Source organism: Granulicella sibirica, from assembly GCF_004115155.1.
GTDB lineage: Bacteria > Acidobacteriota > Terriglobia > Terriglobales > Acidobacteriaceae > Edaphobacter > Edaphobacter sibiricus.
This window is the reverse complement of record NZ_RDSM01000003.1, coordinates 871,198-891,745: the sequence shown is the minus strand read 5'-3', so window position 1 is coordinate 891,745 and position 20,548 is coordinate 871,198. Positions and strand designations below refer to the sequence as shown.

17 protein-coding genes are annotated in these 20,548 nt (G+C 61.5%); 9 read left to right on the top strand and 8 right to left on the bottom strand.

Annotated elements, in window-relative coordinates; translation table 11 throughout:
* The first annotated feature begins 87 nt into the window (after window positions 1-87).
* The 4 genes from GRAN_RS20420 (at window position 88) to GRAN_RS20405 (ending at window position 4,361) form a co-directional block, all read left to right on the top strand.
* On the top strand, window positions 88-1,890 hold the full coding sequence (locus GRAN_RS20420; RefSeq protein ID WP_161571076.1) for a tetratricopeptide repeat-containing diguanylate cyclase: 1,803 nt from the start codon (window positions 88-90) through the stop codon (window positions 1,888-1,890).
* Between the two features lie 48 nt (window positions 1,891-1,938).
* Window positions 1,939-3,768, top strand: a complete 1,830-nt coding sequence (gene rimO / locus GRAN_RS20415; protein ID WP_128914859.1) for a 30S ribosomal protein S12 methylthiotransferase RimO — start codon at window positions 1,939-1,941, stop codon at window positions 3,766-3,768.
* A 25-nt stretch (window positions 3,769-3,793) separates the two neighbouring features.
* Window positions 3,794-4,012 (top strand): DUF433 domain-containing protein, encoded by a 219-nt coding sequence (locus GRAN_RS20410; RefSeq protein WP_128914858.1) that lies wholly within the window; start codon window positions 3,794-3,796, stop codon window positions 4,010-4,012.
* 97 nt (window positions 4,013-4,109) lie between these two features.
* Window positions 4,110-4,361 (top strand): hypothetical protein, encoded by a 252-nt coding sequence (locus GRAN_RS20405; protein ID WP_128914857.1) that lies wholly within the window; start codon window positions 4,110-4,112, stop codon window positions 4,359-4,361.
* Here the strand turns inward: GRAN_RS20405 and GRAN_RS20400 are convergent.
* The 3 genes from GRAN_RS20400 to GRAN_RS20390 all read right to left on the bottom strand — a co-directional run bounded on the left by GRAN_RS20400 (window position 4,358) and on the right by GRAN_RS20390 (window position 7,980).
* The gene (locus GRAN_RS20400) at window positions 4,358-4,744 is read right to left on the bottom strand and encodes a DUF779 domain-containing protein (protein ID WP_128914856.1); all 387 of its coding nucleotides are present in this window, start codon (window positions 4,742-4,744) and stop codon (window positions 4,358-4,360) included. The genes GRAN_RS20405 and GRAN_RS20400 overlap by 4 nt on opposite strands.
* Window positions 4,745-6,274 (bottom strand): aldehyde dehydrogenase, encoded by a 1,530-nt coding sequence (gene adh / locus GRAN_RS20395; RefSeq protein WP_206662808.1) that lies wholly within the window; start codon window positions 6,272-6,274, stop codon window positions 4,745-4,747. It abuts the gene before it with no gap.
* Window positions 6,275-6,384: 110 nt separating this feature from the next.
* Window positions 6,385-7,980 (bottom strand): B12-binding domain-containing radical SAM protein, encoded by a 1,596-nt coding sequence (locus GRAN_RS20390; protein WP_128914855.1) that lies wholly within the window; start codon window positions 7,978-7,980, stop codon window positions 6,385-6,387.
* Window positions 7,981-8,258: 278 nt separating this feature from the next.
* Between GRAN_RS20390 and GRAN_RS20385 the strand changes: the two genes are divergently transcribed.
* From GRAN_RS20385 to GRAN_RS20370, 4 genes are all read left to right on the top strand, one after another.
* A complete protein-coding gene (locus tag GRAN_RS20385; RefSeq protein ID WP_128914854.1) occupies window positions 8,259-8,480 on the top strand; it encodes a DNA gyrase inhibitor YacG in 222 nt (73 codons plus the stop codon).
* Between the two features lie 38 nt (window positions 8,481-8,518).
* The gene (locus GRAN_RS20380; protein ID WP_128914853.1) at window positions 8,519-9,025 is read left to right on the top strand and encodes a phosphatidylglycerophosphatase A family protein; all 507 of its coding nucleotides are present in this window, start codon (window positions 8,519-8,521) and stop codon (window positions 9,023-9,025) included.
* 69 nt (window positions 9,026-9,094) lie between these two features.
* Window positions 9,095-10,201, top strand: a complete 1,107-nt coding sequence (locus GRAN_RS20375) for a purine-nucleoside phosphorylase (RefSeq protein WP_161571075.1) — start codon at window positions 9,095-9,097, stop codon at window positions 10,199-10,201.
* Window positions 10,202-10,242: 41 nt separating this feature from the next.
* Complete coding sequence (locus GRAN_RS20370) at window positions 10,243-11,340, top strand: SMP-30/gluconolactonase/LRE family protein (protein WP_128914851.1); 1,098 nt, start codon at window positions 10,243-10,245, stop codon at window positions 11,338-11,340.
* Window positions 11,341-11,350: 10 nt separating this feature from the next.
* Here GRAN_RS20370 and GRAN_RS20365 read toward each other — a convergent pair whose 3' ends face one another.
* On the bottom strand, window positions 11,351-12,349 hold the full coding sequence (locus GRAN_RS20365; RefSeq protein ID WP_128914850.1) for a substrate-binding domain-containing protein: 999 nt from the start codon (window positions 12,347-12,349) through the stop codon (window positions 11,351-11,353).
* Between the two features lie 166 nt (window positions 12,350-12,515).
* Between GRAN_RS20365 and GRAN_RS20360 the strand changes: the two genes are divergently transcribed.
* Window positions 12,516-16,109: a choice-of-anchor D domain-containing protein gene (locus GRAN_RS20360; protein WP_128914849.1), complete on the top strand. Its 3,594-nt coding sequence runs from the start codon at window positions 12,516-12,518 to the stop codon at window positions 16,107-16,109.
* 76 nt (window positions 16,110-16,185) lie between these two features.
* On the opposite strand, the gene GRAN_RS20355 is transcribed toward GRAN_RS20360, so the two are convergent.
* From GRAN_RS20355 to GRAN_RS20340, 4 genes are all read right to left on the bottom strand, one after another.
* Window positions 16,186-16,833 carry a riboflavin synthase gene (locus GRAN_RS20355; protein WP_128914848.1) on the bottom strand — a complete coding sequence of 216 codons (648 nt, stop codon included), beginning with the start codon at window positions 16,831-16,833 and terminating at the stop codon, window positions 16,186-16,188.
* Between the two features lie 41 nt (window positions 16,834-16,874).
* Window positions 16,875-17,183 (bottom strand): hypothetical protein, encoded by a 309-nt coding sequence (locus tag GRAN_RS20350; protein ID WP_128914847.1) that lies wholly within the window; start codon window positions 17,181-17,183, stop codon window positions 16,875-16,877.
* Window positions 17,184-17,244: 61 nt separating this feature from the next.
* On the bottom strand, window positions 17,245-18,390 hold the full coding sequence (ribD, locus tag GRAN_RS20345) for a bifunctional diaminohydroxyphosphoribosylaminopyrimidine deaminase/5-amino-6-(5-phosphoribosylamino)uracil reductase RibD (protein WP_128915132.1): 1,146 nt from the start codon (window positions 18,388-18,390) through the stop codon (window positions 17,245-17,247).
* 18 nt (window positions 18,391-18,408) lie between these two features.
* Window positions 18,409-20,517: a PP2C family protein-serine/threonine phosphatase gene (locus GRAN_RS20340; RefSeq protein WP_128914846.1), complete on the bottom strand. Its 2,109-nt coding sequence runs from the start codon at window positions 20,515-20,517 to the stop codon at window positions 18,409-18,411.
* Window positions 20,518-20,548 lie beyond the last annotated feature (31 nt).

Here is a 20,548-nt window from a genome sequence, read left to right as displayed (position 1 = left end):
GTGTGCCCGTTTGTGTTCCTTGGTACCGTTCCCGGTTTTGCTCAGGGTGGAGCAGGCGGAGCTTCTTCAGTCCCTCAGAAAACAGTCGTGCAGGAGTGCCGGGCGGTTGCGATGGAGGATCCGGCGAAGGCCGTTTCCATGGCTCAGGCCTTGATCCACGCCGACCACCTTGGGGCGGTCACCATGATTGGAGCGCTGGACTGCCTTGGCCACGCGCAAGCGATCGCCGGGGATTCCGCAGGCGCAATCGATGCGGAGACCCGAGCACTCAACCTTTTGGAGAAGACGGTGATGCCCGACGCCGAGAGGGCTAACGTCCTTTCGAATGCGGGTGGCGTCTTCCAGATGGCGGGAGATGCGAAGCAGGCGGGCAAGCTGCTGGCGCAGTCCCTGAGGCTGGCGACAAGCAAGGATCTTCCGGATCAGCGGATCGCGGCGCTGATTGCCATCGCGGATCTGTACGCCGATGGCCTGGAGGATCCGCTCGCCGCGAATCCCTATTTTCGCCAAGCACTCGACTTGAGCAAGTCAATGGGCCGCGACCAGGTTTATATCTACGCGTACTTCAACTTTGGGAACAATCTTGTGAAACTGGAGCGCTACGACGAGGCGTTGCAAATATTGGACCATGTGGTGAGTCTCGCCGGTAGCCAGGAGAACTACGCGAGAGCGAGATTTCGGGCGGAGGCTACCGAGGCGCAGATCTTCGTAGCGCAGAAGAATCTTTCGAAGGCCCGCGAGCTGCTGGACCATGCGATCGCTGGGCAACAGCGGCTCGGAGATAAGCAGTCGGAAGCACAATCGCTTTTGACGCGCAGTTCCCTGCGGCGTGCGGAGGGCGAAGAGCAGGCAGCAGTCAACGACGCAGAACGCGCCATGAACATGGGGAAGGATATCGATTCGCCTGCGATCCAGATTGACGCGATGCGGCTGCAGGCTGCGATTTACGCAAGCCAAGGCGATGCCGGGACCGCACTCGCGCTTTCGCGGGACGCGAAGGCACTGGAGGCGAAGGTACAGAAGCCGGGGCTGACGCGAAGTCCGTCGGATCTGGACGCGCAGTTGAAGGACCAGGCGATCCAGTACCAGAACCAGTATCTGCAGGAGCAGATGGGAATCCAGGCGCTGAGCATCCGGCGAGCCGCGATGCTAAGGAATGCGCTGATTTCGGTGCTCGTCGCCGTGGTGTGTCTGGCGGGGGCGTTTTTTTTCTATCAGCGGAGGATCAGCCGCCGGTTTGAGCGCCTGAGCACCACGGATCCGCTCTCGGGGCTGTTGAACCGCCGCGAGGCCGTGAGGCAGCTTGGGGAGAGGCACCAGACCTTCGACCTCGCCACGGGGAAGCGGACAGGAGTGTTTCTCGTGGATGCCGACTTCTTCAAATCGGTGAACGACCGGTACGGGCATGATGCGGGAGATCGGGTGCTGGTGGAGCTTTCTTCGAGGCTCCGGGCCGTGTGCCGGCCGGACGATCTTGCGGCGCGTTGGGGTGGCGAGGAGTTTCTGATCGCGGCTTGGAACGTGACGCCGGTCGAGGCGACTGCGCTCGCGGAACGGCTTCGGGCGACGATGGAATCGCGTCCGATACGGTTGCCGGGTGGGGTGGATCTCACGGTGACGGTGTCGGTTGGTTTCGCGATGTATCCGTTCTTCCCGTCCGCGCAGGATGAGAGCTGGCGAGATGCGTTCTACCTTGCGGACCGGGCGCTTTACTCGGTCAAGGACGCCGGGCGCAATGCTTGGGCGGGAGTCTGGGGGACGCATAAGGAGCCTGCAGTGTCGGTGCGGGCAATCCATGACGATCCGGCCGAGGCGATGCGGAGCGGTTGGATCGAGACGTCGGCGAGTCACCCGGGAGTCTGGCGGACGGTGCTGGAACACGCTTCCTAGCGCGGTTTCGGCGGGGTAGTTCGGGTTATCTTGGTAGAATGGAGGGTGATGACTTCTCCAGCGCTCCTCGACGAAAACGCCACCTCTGTCCCAGCCCGACCGAAGGTAGGCTTCGTCTCTCTCGGCTGTCCCAAGAACCTTGTTGATTCGGAAGTGATGATGGGCCTGCTCCATCACAATGGGGCGGAACTGACTCCAAACGCCGAAGACGCCGAGATCATTGTGATCAACACTTGCTCGTTTATTGATTCGGCCAAGCAGGAGTCGGTGAATACGATCCTGGAGATGGTGCAGCACAAGCAGGAGAACGGCGGGCGGGCTAAGCGGATTGTTGTAGCTGGGTGCCTGGTGGAGCGGTACCGGGATGAGATTCGGAAGAATATTCCCGAGGTCGATGCGGTTGTGGGGACGGGGGAGTTGGAGGCGATTCTGACGGCTGCGGGGCTTTCGGCTATGCCTGCGCCGAACCATTCACCGTTTCAGATTCTGCCGCAGGGGTTCCAGCAGCCGAGTATTGCTGCGGCGATTGAGCCGCATTTGAGTGTGGCTTCGCCTGCGCTCGTGGACGATACGACGGTGCATCAGGGGTTGATTGATCGGGCTCCCAGTGCGGTTTCGCAGCATTCGAGGCCGCTGGCTGATCCGGAGAACGATGTGGAGACGGCTCCGCAGCTTCGGATTACGGCGCAGACGCAGATTGCGCAATCGCTGGCAGAGACGGGTACTACCGCCGGAAACGGGGCGCTGAATCATCCGGGGCAGCATGTTGGGCATGTTTCCCATGCAGATAAGCCTTCGGGAAATACGGGGGCAAATGCTCCTGTATCAACAACGAGCCGGCCTGAGGGAGATGCGCGGGAGCAGACGGGGCGGTTTTCCCGGGAGGCGTGGGATGGGGCTACGGCGGCGCTTCCGGATTATCTTTACTCGGACGCTACACCCAGGATCCTGACGACGCCACGGGCTTCGGCGTATATCAAGATTGCCGAGGGTTGCGATCACCCATGCAGCTTCTGCATCATTCCGCAGCTTCGGGGGAAGTTCCGGTCGCGGCGGATGGGGTCGATCATTGCCGAGGCTCAGAATCTGATCGCGCAGGGAGTTCGGGAGATCACGCTGATTGGGCAGGATACGACCTGCTACGGCGAGGATCTTGGTTTGAAGGAAGGGCTGGCACAGTTGCTGGATGCGCTGGCGGTTCTGCCGGGGTTGCGGTGGCTGCGGTTTCTTTATACGTATCCGAACAAGGTCACTACGCGGCTGCTCGAGACGATGGCGAAGCATGACACGATCTCGAAGTATCTCGATGTGCCGCTGCAGCATGCGAGCGCGTCTGTTTTGAAGACGATGAAACGTGGGGGGAACGCCGGGATCTTTCTGGATTTGATTGCGAAGGCTCGGTTGATCGTGCCGGGAGTGGTGATTCGGACTTCGTTTATCGTTGGGTTTCCGGGGGAGACGGAGGCGGATTACAAGGAGCTTGAGGCGTTTGTGGCCGCCGCCAAGATCGATTGGCTTGGGGTGTTCACCTATTCGGATGAAGAGGGGGCGAAGGCGTTCGAGCTGCATGATTCGCTGAAGGTTCCGACGCGGACGATTGAGGCTCGGCGGCGGAAGCTGATGAAGTTGCAGCAGAAAATCAGCACGAAGGCCAAGGCGGAATGGGTTGGGCGGGAGATCGATCTGCTCGTGGAAGGGCCTAGCGAGGAGACGGATCTTCTTTGGGAGGGACGGACTTCGCTCCACGCTCCGGAGATCGATGGGAAGGTATTCATCAACGACTTCGGGCCGCATGAAGTTCTGGTGCCGGGGACGTTCTATCGGGCGGAGATTACGGAGTCGCACGATTATGATGTGGTGGCGCGGATTCTGGAGTAGGGTCTAAGGACGAGGAGGCGTGGCTATGAACTGGCTGGACTGCGATCAGATTGAAGCGGTGCCGGGCAAGGTTGGTGGCCGCCCTGTGATCAAGGGGACTCGGATTGAGCCGGAAGTTCTGGTTGTTGAGGCGGAGTATGGCCGGACACCGGAAGAAACGCTGGCTGATTTTCCGACTTTGCAGATCGAGACGATCCGTGCGATTCAGGCGTTTGCGGCAAAGCAGCAGCAATTAGTTCCTTGAAGCTCCGCGTTCTGCTCGATGAAAATCTGCCGCACACTCTCCGGCATCATTTGCCGAATCACGAGGCTGTCACTGCGGCGTTCGCTGGTTCGCTGGCATGAAGAACGGACAGCTTCTTGAGGCGGCTGAAAAGGCCGGCTTTGACGTGCTGCTGACTGGCGACAGGACGCTGCACTACGAGCAGAATGTGACGGCTCGGAAGATTGCCATCGTATCGCTTTCGGCGATCAGTTGGCCGCTGCTCGAGCCAAACCTTGACTTGATTCGAGCGGCCGTCGATCACGCGGAGGTTGGATCTTTTACGGCGGTCGACTGCGGAGTCTTCAAAAGAGCTCCAAGGATTCCCTAGATACGGCCTCCAGAGCGGAGAGCAGCGATCTCTTCGCCGGTGAAGACCCTTGAGCGAATGAGAAAGCGGACGCCTTCGCTGCCTTCCAGTGAGAACATGCCTCCGCGGCCTGGGACTACGTCGAGGATGAGTTGGGTGTGCTTCCAGTATTCGAACTGGGGGCGGCTCATGTAAAAAGGGGCTCCGTCGAGGGTGGCGAGGAGTATGTCGTTGTCGCCTACTAAGAAGTCTCCCAAGGGGAAGCACATGGGGGAGCTTCCGTCGCAGCAGCCGCCGGACTGGTGAAACATCAGCGGCCCATGCTTCGCTTCGAGCGATTGCATGAGAGCCGCTGCTGCTTCGGTTCGGAGGACTTGAGCGGGTGCGGTGGTTGTGATGGTCATTTAGAAGAAGCCCATTGCGTCGGGACTGTAGCTGACGAGGACGTTCTTGGTCTGCTGGTAGTGGTCGAGCATCATCTTGTGGTTTTCGCGGCCGATGCCGGACTGCTTGTACCCTCCGAAGGCGGCGTGGGCGGGATAGAGATGGTAGCAGTTGGTCCAGACGCGTCCGGCCTGGATGCCTCGGCCCATGGCGTAGGCGCGGTTCATGTCGCGGGTCCAGACGCCGGCGCCGAGACCGTAGAGGGTGTCGTTGGCGAGGGCCAGGGCTTCGTCCTGATCGTGGAACGTCGTGACGGAGACGACGGGGCCGAAGATCTCCTCCTGGAAGATGCGCATCTTGTTGTGTCCCTTGAAGATGGTCGGTTCGACGTAGAAGCCGTTGGCGAGGTCGCCTTCGAGGGCGGCGCGCTTGCCTCCGGTGAGGACTTCAGCTCCTTCCTGCTTGCCGATGTCGATGTAGGAGAGGATCTTCTCGAGTTGCTCGTTCGAGGCCTGGGCTCCCATCATGGTGGTCTTGTCGAGCGGGTTGGCCTGCTTGATGGCCTGAACGCGCTTGATGGCCTTCTCCATGAACTGGTCATAGAGGGTGTCCTGGATGAGAGCACGGGAGGGACAGGTGCAGACCTCGCCCTGATTGAGGGCGAACATGGTGAAGCCTTCGAGGGCCTTGTTGAAGAAGGCGTCGTCTGACTGGGCGACGTCGGCGAAGAAGATGTTGGGGGACTTGCCTCCGAGTTCGAGGGTGACCGGGATGATGTTCTGCGAGGCGTACTGCATGATGAGGCGGCCGGTGGTGGTCTCGCCGGTGAAGGCTACCTTCTGGATGCGGGGGCTCGAGGCGAGGGGCTTCCCTGCTTCGAGGCCGAAGCCGTTGACGATGTTGAGGACGCCGGGGGGCAGGATGTCGGCGATGAGTTCGGCGAGGACAAGGATGGAGAGCGGAGTCTGTTCGGCGGGCTTGAGGACGACGGCGTTGCCGGCGGCGAGGGCGGGGGCGAGCTTCCAGACGGCCATGAGGATGGGGAAGTTCCACGGGATGATGAGGCCGATGACGCCGAGAGGCTCGTGGTAGTGGTAGGCGACGGTGTTGTGGTCGATCTCGGAGATGCCGCCTTCCTGGGCGCGGATGCAGCCGGCGAAGTAGCGGAAGTGGTCGATGGCGAGGGGAAGGTCGGCGGCCATGGTCTCGCGGATGGCTTTGCCGTTGTCCCAGGTCTCGACGGTGGCGAGCATCTCGAGGTTGTCTTCCATGCGCTGGGCGATCTGCTCGAGCATGCGGGCGCGCTGGGCGGGGGATGTTTTACCCCAGGCGGTCTTGGACTTGTGGGCGGCATCGAGGGCGCGGTCGACGTCGGCGGCGTTCGAGCGGGGGATCTCGCAGAGGACTTCGCCGGTAACGGGGGTGACGTTCTCGAAGTACTGGCCGGAGGCGGGGGCGACCCACTCGCCGCCGATGAAGTTCTGATACTGCTTGCGGATGGAGACGGGGTAGCCGAAGACTCCCGGATGCACTGCGGTCAATGTCGCCACGGAGATGCTCGCTTTCCGCCCAGAGATTCCGGGCTTGCGGGAGAGGCTGGATGCCGCTCCCGCACGCCCCGGATTTTAGACCTGTTGCAAGAGGTTTGTCTTCGCTTCCGCTAATCCCCGGAGAGGACGGTGAATGGCCCATTGGCGACAGGGAGCGCGGGCTGGAGGAAGACGGGGGCTTTCCTGACGAACGAAAGATCCCAGACCGGCGACTGGAGTTCGGGCATCGGGGGGGAGCTGAAGAGCTTACGGCATTGCTTCGCGGTCCAGCGGGCCCAGGTTTTCGACTTCTTGCGGCGGGCGCTGTCGGTCGAGATGCCGGTTCCGGCGTACATCTGTCGGTAGAGCTTGGAGAGGAACATGAAGGCGATGCGGGCCTTCAGGTTCGGGGTACAGGCGGAGCGCTCCCAGATGGAGGGCCAGTCGTAGAAGCGGTCCCAGACTTTCTGGGTGCGCTGGCTAATCTCGGACGAACTCATCGACGGGTGCGGGGTAAACATCTTGGGACGGATGGCGGTGGGGATCAGCCAGTAGCGTGTGATGGGCGTGTCGCCGACCATCTCGGGGGCTAGGGCCTGCTCTTTTTCCCAGCGGGCGAAGTCGACGGTGCCGGGAAAAGGGGTCATCATGACGAACTGGGCGAAGGTGACGCCGGCCTTGAGGGCCATGTCGACGGTGGCGTCGAAGGTGGCGGGCTTGTCGGTGGGCAGGCCGAAGATGAAGGAGCCGAGGACGTGGACGCCGTGCTTCTTGAACGTCTGGAGCTGGCGGGCGAGGGCTTCGCCGGAGTAGTTGAAGTCCTTGAAGACGGCCTTGAGGCCTTCGGGGGTGACGGCTTCGACGCCGACGAGGGCTCCCTTGATGTTGGCCTTGCGCATGGCGTCGAGGTACTCGCCGTCTTCTCCGGCTTCCATGGTGATCTGGGTGAAGAAGACCATGTCCTTGGGGAGCTTGGCGAGCTCGGCCATGAGCGCGAAGCGCTCGTCGCGGATGGCGGTGAGTTCTTCGACCTTGGCGGTGTTTCCCTGCTCGCGGGCGAGGCGGAGGTCGGTGAGGGTGACAGGGTAGAAGTTGTCGTCGGCGAGGGCGATGAAGCGGAAGCCGATGCGGCGGAGGTCGATGATCTCGTCGATGACGGACTGGAACTGGCGCTGGCGGGGCTTCTGGCCATCGGTGCGCCAGACGCTGCAGAAGGAGCAGTGCTTTGGGCAGCCCCGGATGGTCTGGACGGAGGCCCACATGTACTTGTCCTTCGGCATGAGGTCCCAGCGGGCGGCGAGGAAGTCGGTTCCGCCGATGCGTCCGCCGTCGTAGATGTGTTCAGGGGCTCCATTCATGCAGTCGACGACGGCCTTGCCCCAGGCGATGTCCCCGTCGCCGGTGACGACGGAGTGGGCGTTGCCGAGCTTGAAGCATTCTTCGGGGAAGAGCGTGGCGTGGATGCCGCCGTAGACGACCCAGGCTCCGCGCTTGCGGGCCATGCGACCAACCTCGTAGCCGCGAAGGGCGTTGCCGGTGTGGACGCTGATGCCGACAATATCGCCGGGGGTGATGCTTTCGGGGACGATCTGCTCGAGGGACTCGTCGATCAGGATGGGGTCGCCGGCGATAGCGGGTGTGGCTGCGGCGAGGACGAACAACCAACGGGGAGTAATAACGGCAGTTCCAAACGAATTATCGCTGGGGTTCACAAGATGAACGCTCATCGAATCCTTCCAACGTACGAGTACGGTAGGTTCACAGAGCATCTTGTGTTGTTGATCGTGGGCGAGCTGCGTCAGGACACGATCGCCGACCGGATTTATCCGTCGGACATTGTTATCCATCATACATTCGGCGTGTTGCAAAGCGTTTACTTCGAGTAAATGAGCAAGAACCGCTTTCTTTCGTCTCGGATTGTTTGATTGTGTGGATGTGAGGGCTTTGCAGGGATCGGCGAAGCAGGCAGATGCTTGCCGCGCGAATCTTCTAGAATGGAGAGGTTATGGCATCCGTACCCAAAGCGCTGTTCTGCCCCACCTGCCGGAAGGTTGTTCTCGCGACCGATGGGGACTTCCCGTTCTGTTCGGACCGCTGCCGCATTCTCGATCTTGGGAAGTGGGCTTCGGGCGACTACAAGATCAGTTCGCCGATTCTCGATCCCGAGGTCCTGGAAGGACTCGGCGAGAACATGCCGCATCGGCGGCATAGCGACGACGAAGACTAACCATCCGGTCAGGCCACGCCTGTCATGTATTGAGGTCCATGGCCCACCAGAAGCAGGAAGCTCTTACAACTTTTCCCGCGCAGCGAACTACCTGGGCGTGGCTGGTCGGCACGTTCTTCGGGGCGGGCCTGCTGAAGCCGGGACCCGGCACGTACGGGTCAGCTGCGGCGGTAGCGCTCTGGTATGCGGCGGCACATGTATTCCATCCGGCTCACCTGGCGATCGGCACTACAGTTGCGGCGATCCTGGCGACGCTGATCGGCATCCCGGCGGCGACAATCGTGGCGCGCGAGTCGGGGCGGGAAGATCCAGGGCACGTGGTGATCGACGAGGTTGCAGGGCAGTTGATCGCGCTGATCGCGGTTCCGGCGGACTGGCCGCATGCGATCCTGTCGCTCTTGTTGTTTCGGCTGTTCGACATTCTGAAGCCGCCGCCGGTGCGGCAGCTCGAGCGGCTTCCGGAAGGTACAGGCATCATGCTTGACGATGTTGCGGCCGGCCTGTTGGCGCTGGCATGTACGCAGCTTGTTCTCCTCCGCTTCTGACCGCTGCGCGCAGAGGCTTGTTAGACTTCTGTTGTCCCCTTCATCTTCTGTGTGAAAGCGAGTCCCCTGTTGACCCAACGGCTTCGTCTTCGCGTTCCGCTGTGCCGGCTCTCGCTTGCGGCTTTTCTGCTTTGGACGGGCTCTTCGCGAGCGTATGCGCAGGATCATATCGAGCCGCATGTGCTGATCATCGCGACGTATGAGACGGGGAAGGATCACGGCGATACGCCGGGAGAGCTGCAGTTCTGGGTGGAACGACGGAAGCTCGATCAGGCGATCGCGGTTCCGGGGCTCGATCACCCCCTGCTGACGGATGGGCATGGGCTGTATGCGATGGTGAGCGGGACGACGTCGCGGTCGGCGGTGCAAATGATGACGCTGGCGATGGATCCTCGCTTCGACCTCACGCATACCTATCTTCTGCTGAGCGGCATCGGGGGGGCGGACCCGGCGCAGATGACGGTGGGCGGCGCGGTATGGGTGCGCCAGGTATTGGACGGTGACCCTGCGTTCGAGATCGATAGCCGCGAGATTCCTGCTGCTTGGCCCTATGGGACGATCGCGCTTGGAGCGACGGAGGCGGGTAAGGTTCCTGAGAATGTCGACTCCGCCCCGGCGGCGGGGGTGTCGGATAACGGGTCGGGTGGCGTGGGAAAGATCGTCTACAACCTGAACCCGAAGCTCGTCGACTGGGCTTATGGGCTGACCAAAGCAACGGCGCTTGGCGACACCGCGGAGATGGCGGCAAGCCGGGCGCGGTTTACGGCGTTCCCGAATGCGCTCAAAGCTCCTTCGGTGATCATTGGGGATAGCCTGGTGACGGACCACTTCTGGCATGGGGCGATCCTGAATAAGTGGGCCGAGGACTGGGTGCGGCTGTATACCCGTGGGGCGGGATCGTTGGCAATCGCGGACTGCGAAGACCAGGGGATCCTGCTGGCGATGACGAAGCTCGGACAGCTTCGTCGTGTGGATATGGGACGTCTGCTTGTGCTGCGGACGGCGAGCAACTTCACGGTGCCACCGCCGGGGATGGCTCCGGAGAAGAGCCTTTTTGACGACCTGGCGGGGTCGCCAGGATACCTGCCGTCGCTCGAGGCTAACTACAAAGTCGGGAACGTCGTGGTGACGGACCTGCTCGCGCACTGGCCTACGTACAAAGAGCAGATCCCTTGATTTGCGCCAAAACTTACAGCGTCATACCCTGAAGCAGGCCTATGACACCGCTCTTTACCTTCGGAAGACCCCTGATTGACCCCAATACGCCGCATATCACCCACATTCATCCTTCGGCGGCGATGCCGGGCGGGGAGATCGAAGTCTATGGAACCCATCTCGGACCCTATGGTTCGCTAGGGGAGATGCCCCACATCACACTGAACGATGTGACCACGCCGCTGACGCTGGCGCGGGAGAGCCGGGCGATCGTGCGAATTCCCGACGGAGCGTTTCCTGGCGATCTGATCGTGCATCGCGCGGCCTCTTCCTCAAATGGGCATCCGGTTCGCGTAGCGACGATCATGGCTGAGAACCTGCACCCCGTAGCCAATCCGGCGGTCGATGCCAAGGGCAATTTGTTTGTGACGCTATCGGGCTCACGGGGGCAGGAGGTTCCGGTTTCGATCTTCCGGATCGAGACACGGTCGGCTTCGGGAGACTTCACGATGCGCCCCTTTACCCGCGACCTGATCAATCCGACAGGACTTGCCATCGACGCCGACGGCTTTCTCTATGCAAGCTCACGGGCGGATGGAACCATCTACCGTATCTCACCGAATGGGGCCGTTACGACGTACGCAGAAGGCATGGGGATCGCGACGGGGATTGCGTTCGATCGGGATGGGAATTTATTTGTCGGCGACCGATCGGGGACGATCTTCAAGATCGCGAGAGGCACAGGACCGGGGGAGAGCTCCGAACGGGAGATCTTCGTCTTTGCTACGCTCGAGCCATCGATGGCGGCTTACCACCTGGCGTTCAACGATGCGGGGACGCTGTTTGTGACCGGACCGACGACCTCGTCGAACCAGGTGGTGCATGCGATCGACCGCGACGGAAATGCCACGGTGTTCTATAGCGGCCTAGGGCGCGCGCAGGGGATGGCCTTCGATATCGAGGACAACCTGTACGTCGCGGCTTCGCTTCACGGGTATCGGGGCATCGTTCGGATAACTCCTGACGGCGAGGCTTCCCTTGCCGTGGCGGGGAACAACCTTGTCGGGCTCTGCTTTCTGGAGCATGGCGCGTGCGCGCTGGCTACGCGGGAAGCGGTCTATCACCTCGAGTTAGGGATTCACGGGCGGCCTTTGTTCTAACCAAGCCGGCTTATTGCTGCGCCTCGGCTGCGGTTGCTCCTTCGAGATAGACGCTTACGTTTTTCTTATCCACGATCGCGGTGCCGGTATCAACGAACATGGGATAGCGGGCGAAGGAATCGACGCCGTAGTTTGTCTGGAAGGGCTTCGGGAGATTGTGATGCACCTCGTCGAGCATCTTCAGTCCGTAATATCCCATGGTGAAGGGCTTCTGGGAGACGGTGCAGTCAATGCTGCCATCCTTGATGAGATTCAGTGTGTCGGGATTGACGTCCATCGCAATCACCTCACGGTCGGTGACCGACTTGTTCTTCAGCACGTCCGCGATGGACTTACCTGCGCTGGATTCAAGTGAGACGAAGGCGTCTATTTTGTCGGCGCCGGTTTTCCCGAGATACTTCTCCGTCTGGTCAAAAGCTGCGCCAGGGTCGCCCTTGGTGTCGAAGACGTCGACGATGGTGATCTGGGGATGCGTGGCGAGGATATCCTGGTAACCCTTCAAGCGCTCCTGCAGATTTGGCTGACCGGCGATCGTGTAGAAGACGACGTTGCCTTTGTCCTTGAGCTTCTCGACGAGCCTTTGGCCTCCGAGGTGACCGGCGGCGAGGTTATTCGTACCGATGAAGAATAGTCGTGCGCTGAGAGGTGCATCCGAGTCGACGGTGATGACGGGTATGTTGGCGTCGATAGCTGTGCCTATCTCCTCGCGCAGCAGGTTGGCGTCGGCGATGGAGATAAGGATTCCGGCTGGCTTGGCAGCTACTGTTTGTTTGAACGCGGTAAGTTCAGCGGCGGGATCGAAGTCGTTCGGACCGGCTAACTGGGCGGTTACGCCGTAGTCGGTCGCAGCCTTGGTGAAGCCGGTGTACATGGTCTTCCAGTAAGGAAGCTTGAGGTTATTGGAAATGAGGTAATAGGTGTCGTGCTTGGAGTGGTACATACAGCCGCTCACACTCAGACATGCAATCCCCAAACACGCTGCGATGATTGGCTTTACGGCAATGTTCATAACGGCCTCCTTAGTTCGCTTCATAGCGCCTTCGAACCTGCCTCGAAAGATGGCGGGAATTGTACTCCCACGCGACGAGGAGTAACCCGGGCGGGTGAAGGAGTCTGTTCAAAGGATTGACGATTTTTTAAGTTTGCATCTCGAAGCATTGCGCTAGCATGGCCGAATGCAAACGACCTCCCGTTTCCGCCGAGCTCTCGCCACCCTGTTTGTTACCCTCCTGATCCTCACCGGTGTGAGCCGGGCTGCCACGCCGACGAATGTCGTGATCTCGCAGATATACGGAGCGGGAGGGAACAGCGGCGCCTTGCTGAACGCGGACTATGTCGAGTTATTCAACCCGACGGCGACGACGCTGACGTTGAATAACTACTCGCTGCAGTACTCGAGTGCGGGTGGCACGACGATCTCGACCGTCACGACGCTTCCCGCGGCGATTACACTTTCACCGGGACAGTACTATCTCGTCTCCGCGAACGCGGGCACGAACGGCGCGGCGCTCCCGGTGACTCCGGACTATCCGACGGGAACGGCGACGAGCAATCTTGCCCTGGCGGCGGGATCGGGAAAAATCGCGCTCGTCTCGACGACGACGAAGCTGGCATCAGTTTGCCCGGCTACAGATCCGACGATTGTGGACTTCGTTGCATACGGTACGGGAACAAATTGCGCCTACGGCACGGCTGCTCCGCTGATCAGCACGACGCTTGCGGATATCCGCACAAACCCATGCGTGGTTCTTGGTAACTCAAGCGTGGAATTTGTGGCGGGAACGCCCGCTCCGCATAATTCGGCCTCGACGCCGCTCGCTTGCTCCGCTACGGGCCCGACGCCGCCGGTGGCTACGGGACTTGCGACTCCTGCCGCAATCAACACTGGAGGCTCGACGCTGCTGACGGTTCAAGTGACACCCGGATCGATACCGACGAGCACGGGCATCACCGTCTCGGCGAACCTCAGCACCATCGGTGGATCGACGACACAGCCCTTCTTCGATGACGGCACGAACGGCGACGCCACAGCGGGCGATAACATCTTCAGCTACAGCACGACAGCGACGACCGCCGGAACCTTCAGCCTGCCGGTAACCGTAACCGATACCCAGGCGCGCACCGCGAGCACGACAATCGCGCTGACGGCAACGACTCCTCCTGCGTTCGTAACGATCCGGACTATTCAGGCGAACAAGCCCTCAACTTATGCAACCCAGAAGGTGACGACGAGCGGCATCGTCGTCGGGGTGAAGTCGAATGGCTTCTACATCGAGGCAAAGGACGCCGACACGACTCCGGTGACTCCAGAGGGAATCCTGGTCTACACCGGTTCGACGACCCTGCCTTCTTATGTCGCGCTCGGGGCCGAGGTACAGGTCGCCGGGACCGTCAACACCTATCCCACCACGAGCCTGACACCGGGAACGGAGATCGATGGGCCGCAGACGTTCTCTCTGCTTTCGACCGGAAATGCCCTTCCCGCTGCGGTGACGATTACTGCGGCACTGGATTCGCCGAGCGGCGGGATCAGGCAGTTCGCCAAGTATGAAGGCATGCGGGTTGCGATCGCCTCGATGACAACGACTTCGGGAACGGATGCATCGCTGAACGAGACGACCGAGACGAACACGTCCAACGGACGCTTCTACGGGGTCGTGACAGGAGTGGCGCGGCCCTTCCGGGAGCCTGGGATCGCGGTGACAGATACGGCGATCGGGACGGTTCCATCAACCATTCCGGTGTGGGACTCGAATCCGGAGTTGATCTACGTGGATAGCCTCGCGACGGGCGGACCGGCGATCGACCTGACGAGCAACGCGACGGTGACCGGACTCTCGGGCGTGATGGACTTCTCGTTCGGCTCGCCGGAGTTGATTCTTGACCAGGCGAACCGCCCAACGGTGACCGGCTTGATGACGGCGACGCCGGTTCCAGCGCAGGCGGCTACCGAGTTCACGGTTGCGAGCTTCAACATGGAGCGCTTCTACAACGATGTCGTAGACGCCGATAACCCCGGAAGCACGGCCGTGACGGTAACGACAGCGGCCTACCAGAGACGACTGGCAAAGGCTTCCATGGCGATCCGGAACGTATTGAACTTCCCGGATATCGTCGGCGCGCAGGAGATCGAGAACATCAATGTGCTGACCGATCTCGCGAACAAGATCAGCGCGGATGCGGTGGCCGCAGGGCAGACCGATCCGGTCTACAAGCCGTACACATTCCTCGCAACGGATGGCACGGCGATCAACACCGCTGTCCTGGTGAAGAGCACCCGTGTGAATACTCTCAATGTAGAGCAGTTCGGGCTGGCGACGACGTTCACGAACTCGACCGGCGCACAGGCGGTGTTGAACGACCGGACTCCGCTTGTTCTCCATGCGGGGATCAAGCGGGCCGGAGGGACGGACTATCCGGTCACGGTGATCGTGGTGCATCAGAGGTCGCTGATCAATGTCGACGATCCTACGTCGACCGGACAGACGGTCCGGCTGAAGCGCGAGGCGCAGGCGGAGTACCTGGCTTCCCTAATCCAGACCTACCAGGCCGCGGGCGAGCATGTGATCACTGTTGGTGACTACAATGCGTTCGAGTTCTCAGATGGGTTCGTGGATTCGCTTGGCGTGACGAAGGGCGATCCCGTTCCGGCGGCACAGGTATTGACGGCTCCAAAGGCAGGGCTCGCTAGCCCGACACTGGTGGACCTGGTGACGCTGCTTCCTGCCGAGCAGAGGCAGAGCTACGTCGAGAGCGGAAGCGCCCAGGTGCTTGACCATGTCGTCGTGACGGCTGACCTGGTGCCGACCGAGACGCGGCTCGTCTACGCGCACCTGGACTCGGACTATCCGCTGGTGTACCAGAACGATGCGACGCGGCCAGAGCGGGTGAGCGATCACGATCCGGCGGTGGCCTACTTTGTGATTCCGGCACTACAGCCGGCGGTGACGCTGTCGACGCCTTCCCTCGCGTTCAGCACGCAGATGGTGACGACGATGTCCTCGCCGATGACCGTAACGCTGACGAACAGCGGGCAGGCAGTGCTGACGGTTTCGGGGATCACAATCTCCGGGGCTGGTTTTACGCAGACGAATACGTGCGGAACGAGTGTGGCTGTTGGCGGAACTTGCCAGATCAGCGTCCTCTTCGCCCCAGCCGTGGGCGGCACGGTGACGGGAGCCGTCAGCATCGCGACGAATGCTCCGGGAAGCCCCGCGACGGTCTCGCTTTCGGGAACCGGGGCGGACTTCACGTTTGCCGCAACGACGACCAGCGTAGGCGTCGCAAGCGGAGGCACGGCGACTTTCCCGCTGACGTTCACCTCTGTCAGCGGCTTCAGCGGGACCATCACATTGGCCTGCTCGGGTGCATCGGCTGCCGGGGAGACATGCACGGCGGCCCCGGTGACGTTGGACGCCGACGGGTCAGCGACCGCAAGCGTCGTGGTGAAGACGACATCGCAGGTGGCGTCGAAGATGTCGTCGCCCATGGGCCGACGGACGGACGGAGGAGTACAGGTTGCCGGGTTCCTGCTCGGTGGGCTGGGTCTGCTCGGGTTCGGTGGGCTGCTCCGGCTCGGATCGGTGCGACGGTATGGACGGATGCTGGCGCTACTCGGTGTCATCGCGGTTGCTGGCTTCGTGACGGGATGCAGTTCGGGAACACCCGTCAGTACCGGCGGAACACCTGCGGGCACACAGACCCTCACGGTGACGGCGACTTCGGGCGGCGTCACGCATGCGGTGACGCTTACGCTGACCGTGGAATAAGAAGTGAGGATTGGCTGGACGTGTCCGGGGCCAGGCAAAGGAGTGAAGCACCTCCCCGGCCCCACACCGGTTGCCGCTAGTAGCCGTTTGCGAGCAGAAAGGCTTCGGTCAGTTCAACCTGCGCGGGCTTCTCGGCGCGCTCGGCATACTTCGACAGGACGTCGACCTCGATGTTGAGGAGAGATCCGGGGGCGAGGGTGCGCAAACTGGTAGCGGCGTAGGTGTGGGGAATGATGGCGATCTCGACCTCGTGCCCCTTGAGCGAAGCTACCGTAAGGGAGATCCCCTCGACGGTGATGGAGCCCTGCGGCACGACGTAGCGCGTGAGTTCCGGGGGGAGTTGGAGGCGCAGGCGCCAGTCCGTGGCCGGAGCGGCGGGGGTGATGGGGTCGAGCGCGAGAAGGGTTGCGGTGCCATCGACATGGCCCTGAACGACATGGCCACCGAGGGGCGATCCAGCAGGCGTGGGCAGCTCGAGATTGACCGTGGATCCCTGCTGAAGTAACGAGAGCGTGGTGCGGGCGATGGTCTCCGCGGCGAGGTCGGCGGAGAAGGCCGTCGGCGTTATGTCGAGCGCAGTGAGGCACACGCCGCTGACCGAGATGGAATCGCCGGTGCGGAGCCTCGATGCCAGCTCAGGCGCGGCGATGGTGATGCGAGTTGCACCCTGGGTGGGCGTGACGGCGAGGAGCGATCCTGTGGCTTCGACGAGTCCGGTGAACATGAATCAAGCCTAGCGCACTTAGCCGCAGGGCTGCTCGGATGCTAGCGTTCGACGACCTCTCGATGGCGACGCAGCCACCAGCAGGCGTCGGATCCGTCCTGGGGAAAGAGGGAGCGGCTGCAGCGCACGTCGGCTGTGCCGTCGGCGTAATACTCTTCCTTGTTTCCCTTGAGTGGAGCGACTACGGTCCGTGTGACCTGGACGGTGCTCATCCCTTCCCCATGCCTGAACTTCGCCCGCCATACGGCCCAGTCCCCAAGATAAAGAACGGCCGCGGCGACCGCCAGGCTAAGGAGGGCAATGATGGTAAAACGCTCGATAACCCCCTTCGTGATGTCACGCTGGCGCATCCCGGAAGGGTAGCAGACAGTCGGAGCGAATGCACTCCGACAAGAGAGGTAGTCGGCGGGTCTATGCGGGGGAAGGATTCCAAGAATCCCGCAGGTAACCGGTGACGCGGGCGTCCTCTCCTGAACCGTGTTCGAATGTGGTACGGGTGATCCGCTTGAATCTTTGCTCGAACAGGTAGGGTGAGCCAACGCCTGCAGCGAACGGAATGGCATCCGCGCCAAGCTCGGTCTCGGAGTAGAAAAGCACAGCTTTATCGACAAGATTTTGCGAGATAAAACTGCCATTCAGTGCGGAGCCTGCTTCGACGAGAAGGCTGAGAATAGTGCGACGGGCGAGGGCGTCCAGGACGGCTTCAAGACTGAGATGGCCGGAGTGGGACGGAATGGTTTCGACTTCGACACCCATGGATTGCAGCGCTTCTATCCGTTCTCCCGGGGCCTCTTCACTGCAAAGGAGGAGAACGTCGTTGGCGGTTGACCGGACGATTTCAGAAGACATCGGGATACGAAGCGCGGAGTCGAGGATGACGCGAAGCAAAGGACGCCGCCGAGGAAGGTGGGCGCGGTCGCCAAGGCTTGGATTGTCCGCGAGGATCGTTCCGATGCCGGTGAGGATCGCGTCCGAGGCATGGCGGAGTCGCTGCACGTTCGCTCGGGCCGCTGGGCCGGTCAACCAGTGGGGCGCGGTGACGGCGCGGTGCCTTGGTGGCGGGGCGAGTTTGCCGTCGACGGAGAGGGCGGCTTTGAGCGTCACGAGGGGACGCCGCCTTAAGATGAAATGGGCGAAGGCGTCGTTGAGATCACGGGCGGCCTGCTGAAGGACGCCCACAGTCGCGTCGATGCCGGCGGCACGGAGGCGGGCTATGCCCTGGCCACTGACCTGCGGATTTGGATCCTGCGTCGCGACAACGATGCGGGAGACCTTTGCGGTAATCAGAGCGTCAGCGCAGGGGCCGGTGCGCCCGTGGTGGGAGCAGGGCTCGAGGGTGACGTAGGCTGTACTTCCAGTGGGATCGATGCCGTGCGCGGCAGCCTGTTTGAGGGCGACAATTTCAGCGTGGTCGTACTGATCGTAGAGGTGCGCGCCTTCGGCGAAAATCTCTCCGTCGCGAACGAGAACGCAGCCAACGTAGGGGTTTGGTGAGGCCAGGCCGATCGTCTCGGAGGCGAGCGCGAGTGCCCGCTGCATGAAGTGTTCGTCGTCCATCTCTTCCACCCTACATCCTTAGGCCAACACTAAATCCGGGGACATGAGCGTGGTGGCCTGGTCTCCAGGCAGGAGTCGAGTGAGCGTGAGCACGGTGATGTCGTCATCCTGGCCGAAGGCTACGGCCTCATCTGAGGCTCGGGAGGCGGTGGGCGACTCGCCGAAGAGCAGGTTCAGCCGCTCGAAGCCGTAGAGTTCTCCTTCAGCGTTGCGTGCTTCGAGAAGACCGTCGGTGTAGAGAGCGAGATGGTCGCCCTCGCGCAAGCGGAGTTCGACCTCTTCGTAAGTCGTGGCCAAGTCGAGCCCGAGGGGGAGAGCACCCGGAAGATCTACCTCGTTCCTGTTGAGGATAGGCGAAGGATGGCCTGCGCTTGATAGGGTGCAGACGCCTTGCGGATTGATATGCAGGGCGATGCAAGTGGTAAACCCTCCCTGAAGACGGCCGTAAAGGCGGCGGTTGAGACCGGCAAGGATCTCGGCTGGACTGGTGTTGATCTCGACGAGGGTACGAATGGCTCCGACGATAAGAGAAACCGTCATTGCTGCCTTCAGGCCTTTTCCGCTGACATCTCCGAGCACGATCACCGTGGACTGGTCAGAGAGCGGGATCACCTGGAAGAAGTCGCCGCCGACCTCCTGCGCAGGCTTGTAGGCGCTGGTGAGAGAGAAGCCGGGAACGGTGGGCAGCGCCTCAGGCACGAGGATCTGCTGGATCTCGCGCGCGCTCTGGAACTCCCGCTCGAGCACGGCCTGGCGGCGGCTGTTTTCGAGGGAGTACCGAACCGCGGCGTAGATGATGGAAACGAACAGAAGGATGCGAAGAACCAACAAGAACGGGAACCACGCGCCAAAAATCGTCAGCCCGACAGTACTGAGCCGCGCGGCAATCGTCCAGTGCGTGTACCGAGCTCCTTGAGCAGTTGCATTCGAGATGCCATAGCTGACCGCGTTCAGCAGGGCGCAGATGGCGACGAACCAGCGCGCTGAGTCGAGTTGCTGTCGCCGGACCAGAGCAAGACCGACCAGGAAAACGGGAATCACTTCGAGCGGCACGATGATGGACGTGAAGAAAGCATCCGCCATCTGAAACTGTCTGCCCGTCAGAATATTGGGATAAAGAAAAAATAAAAAGCCGTCGAGGCTGCCGGCGATGATCGTGATCGCCGCTGCCACGCGGAGCGTGCGGGAGAGGCGCGGCACATCAACAAGTTGTAAAAGCCAGAGCAGTACGAACCACTGTGAAGCCTCGCGGAGCTGGATAACGATCTGGACGAAGAACATCAGCCATACGATCGGAAGGGGGGTCGTGAGGCTACCGACCGCCGACTCGATGACGAGCATTGCCGTGTAGATCGCGATCCAGAGAAGCGTCCGCTGACTTCGGTCGCGAATCCAACCGATCATGCTCAAAAAACCAGCAAGACCATAGAGCCAGATCAGAGCGTCGCGGACCCTTTGCGCGGCAAGAAAGCGGTAGCCTCCAGCGTCCCGTGCCGCTGTAAGCGCGTCATGGCTGCCGACGAGTGGGGGCTGTTCAAAGCCGCCGGTGAGGCCGGCTTCATTGGATGCAGGTGGACTTCTCCATACTCGCACCGCGAGCACGCCGGAGCGGACAGGCCCCATGTCGAAGATGCGTACATTGAAAGTGCTTCCTCCATCGAGATGAGGCGGGAAGCTCCCGAGGTGGCCGACGGCGACGCCGTTCCAGTACACCTCGTAGACGTCGGTGACATTGCGCAAGAGGAGGCTGAAGTCGGGAGCGGCGCCGGGGACGGGAGTGACGTCGATCCTAAGGCGATACCAGGCGTAACCATAGTAGGCGAAGTGGCCTTGAGATCCCCAGGGCTTGTCGACCGCGATCTGCTCCCAGCCGTCGCGTCCGGCGGTGTCATCAAGAGTCGGGGATGCCCAGGCGGGGTTGTCGCCAAGGTGAAATTGCCACTGCCCGTCGAGGGGAGCTGAGGCTTTGCCGATACCCTGGACGACGAGGAGAGCGGGCTTTGCGGATTCCGATGGGAGATCCGATGCGGCAGAGATAGGCAATACGCAAAACAGGGCTGCGGCACAGGCAAGGAGAAACGCGGTGAAGGCCTTCGGTCGGAGCTGAAGCAATGCTTGCGTTGGCATTTGCAGAAAGAATACCTGCGAACGCCGACTG